Source organism: Nodularia sp. LEGE 04288 (assembly GCF_963896525.1).
GTDB lineage: Bacteria > Cyanobacteriota > Cyanobacteriia > Cyanobacteriales > Nostocaceae > Nodularia.
The window spans coordinates 1-2,610 of record NZ_CAWQOY010000069.1 but is presented as its reverse complement, the minus strand read 5'-3'; the positions used below and the strand labels follow the sequence as shown (position 1 = coordinate 2,610).

Annotated in this window: 2 protein-coding genes; one reads left to right on the top strand and one right to left on the bottom strand. The window is 39.3% G+C overall.

What is annotated here, in order from left to right; all coding sequences use genetic code 11:
- The first annotated feature begins 84 nt into the window (after positions 1–84).
- Positions 85–309: a hypothetical protein gene (locus AACX33_RS05275; RefSeq protein ID WP_193998402.1), complete on the top strand. Its 225-nt coding sequence runs from the start codon at positions 85–87 to the stop codon at positions 307–309.
- On the opposite strand, the gene AACX33_RS05270 is transcribed toward AACX33_RS05275, so the two are convergent.
- Positions 306–623: a thioredoxin family protein gene (locus tag AACX33_RS05270; protein WP_193998403.1), complete on the bottom strand. Its 318-nt coding sequence runs from the start codon at positions 621–623 to the stop codon at positions 306–308. The genes AACX33_RS05275 and AACX33_RS05270 overlap by 4 nt on opposite strands.
- Positions 624–2,610: the final 1,987 nt, after the last annotated feature.

The window sequence follows — 2,610 nt, the reverse complement described above, 5'->3', positions numbered from 1 at the left end:
CCCTGCTCCCTTGCTTCTTCACTCCCCCTTGCTCCCCGCTCCCTGCTCCCCTGCCTCTTCCCCCACTCCCCACTCCCTAAAAGTATGAGCATTACAGTCACAGGTACAATCGAACGCCGAGATATTGGTACTGGCGCTTGGGCGTTAGTCACAGATGAGGGTAATACTTACGAAATCCTCAGAGGTGCTGACAAAAACTTGCTCAAAGCCGGACAAACAGCAAAAGTTACAGGACAGGTACGCGAAGATGTCATGACCATGGCCATGATTGGCCCTGTCCTGGAAGTCAAATCATTTGAGGTAGTTTAACTATCCGCCGAATTGAGAACGTCTTGCAGACGAGTTCTAAACTCACCTTTGGGATGACCTCCTTTGACTTCACCTTTAATCTGAAATTCTCCTTCTGGAGATTCACAGATAATGTAAGTAGGCCATCCCATTTCTGATTTATCTGGATACTGAGACAACAAAACTTTTCTATACTTGCGATAACTAGCCGTATCTTGCATTTTCACATCGATAAATTGCAAACCCAGCTCTTCAGCCACCTTTTGGTCATAAAAGGACATTTTGTGGCAGATACCGCAGTCTTCTGAAGAAAATTTAATCACAGCTAAACTCATGAGGCTATGTGCATATAAGCTTTAGGGAGACTACCATATTCTCAAAAATCAACAATAAAATTCTAGAAAAAATTAATGCTTTCAGCAAATATCGGCGGAAATATTCCGTAGAATGAGTAGAGCAATCTGCTGGCATCAGCCCTGTGCGATCGCAAATCCCATTAAAGCCTTGTAAATTTGGGTTTCCTTGCGTCCAATCGTCCTAAGTTAAAGTTTTATTGCTTTATGTGATCAAAGCGGCACATTAGGGTAAGCAAATTCACCGTAAAGCCTGTCATTAAATGATCCCCAGGCTTGTTCAAGGGTCAAAGCTAGGCAACAAAAATCTAGATATTTACCCAAAAATTATGATAAGATAGATAAAACTACAATCAAGACATCTACAAAATGTAGTTTTGCAGAACAGCTAGGTTATAGCTTGTGCAAATCTTAGAAGTAATGCAAAAATGCAATACTGATTCGCTATCAGGCTAAAAGTGTTAGGGTGAAGTAACCTAGAAAGTGTGATACACACTTAAAGTATTTTCAAAACCTCATCGGTGCAGAGGTTGCTAACAAGGGTAGAAAAATTAGCATAATTTATAAACATATCTAGACAGTACTTTCTGTTTGGGCATATTATAGGAACAGCTAATTGCACTACTATCAACCAACATTTGATTGATACAGGATGCAAAAGCTTAATTGGTGTGATAACCTTGAAAGACTTGGCGAAAACCCAATTATTGAAAAAGTAATAACTTCAGTCCTTTGTTAATTCTTTAACAGTCTCTAACTGGGAATATCAGGTAAAACTGTGAAAACGGTAAGCTCTCAAGCGCTTGATATAGGCAGAACATAAACCGTTGAGTTCCATTTGTTCAGTCCTATCTATTTATTGGTAGTTTTGTACAGATTTTAGAACAGGTTTAAATTTAGATTTAGTCAACAAATTATGACAAAAGTTACAATAAAAAACTATCCAAAGTAGAATATTTTGATAATGTTGCGTTATAATGTTTGCCTAAGCATATACGAATGAGCCAAGGCTATCGGCAGAAGACTTTTCCAAAAAACTCCATCAAATCTTTGCCGGCTGTGGGAGTTAGTTATCAGGGTGCATCTACTAATTAAATGTTCTAAGGTTAAGCCCAGCTCTCCGGATAAATCTTTTCCAAGATTTGTTATTATTCTATTTGAATAAAAAAATCCCCTAGTGGTGGCAGCCAGCCAGGGGAGTTAGTTATCAGAGTGTATCTACCAATAAACTTTTCTAGGACTAAATCGTATGTTCCGGATAGAATTGTCACAATCGGGAATGTTGGTTATACCCAACATAAAAAAATCCCTCAGTGGTGGCGGTCTAGGGGAGTTAATTATCAGGACGCATTTATCAAGAATCGGTTTTTAGATTAAAGAGTTGATTTGGTTCTGGACAAAATTATCATTGATGATATGATGGTTGCTGTTCGCAGAATCCAAAAATCCCCTAGTGAGTGTTAGTCAGGCAGGGGAATTAATTATCAGGTTGCATCTACCAATTCAATCTTCGCGCTGCAACTACCATTCTCCGGAGAAAGTTATCATCATCAATGATGGTTAATGTTAACTAAAAAAAAATCCCCCAACAAGTGTTAGCCAGTCAGGGGAGTTAGTTATCAGGGTGCATCTACCAATTTAATCTTCGTGGCATATCTACCATTTCCCGGAGAAAATGCTCAGAAACTGTGAACTGCATAAAAAAATCCCCCAACAAGTGTTAGCCAGTCAGGGGAGTTAGTTATCAGGGTGCATCTACCAATTTAATCTTCGCAGCATATCTACCATTTCCCGGAGAAAATGCTCAGAAACTGTGAACTGCATAAAAAAATCCCCCAACAAGTGTTAGCCAGTCAGGGGAGTTAGTTATCAGGGTGCATCTACTAATTTAATCTTCGTAGCACATCTACCATCCTCCGGAGAAAATGCTCAGAAACTGTGAACTGCATAAAAAAATCCCCCAACGGGT

Bases quoted from the DNA above. Each gene is read 5' to 3' on its own strand.
- AACX33_RS05270 (WP_193998403.1), bottom strand. From the start codon at position 623: ATGAGTTTAGCTGTGATTAAATTTTCTTCAGAAGACTGCGGTATCTGC.
- AACX33_RS05275 (WP_193998402.1), top strand. From the start codon at position 85: ATGAGCATTACAGTCACAGGTACAATCGAACGCCGAGATATTGGTACT.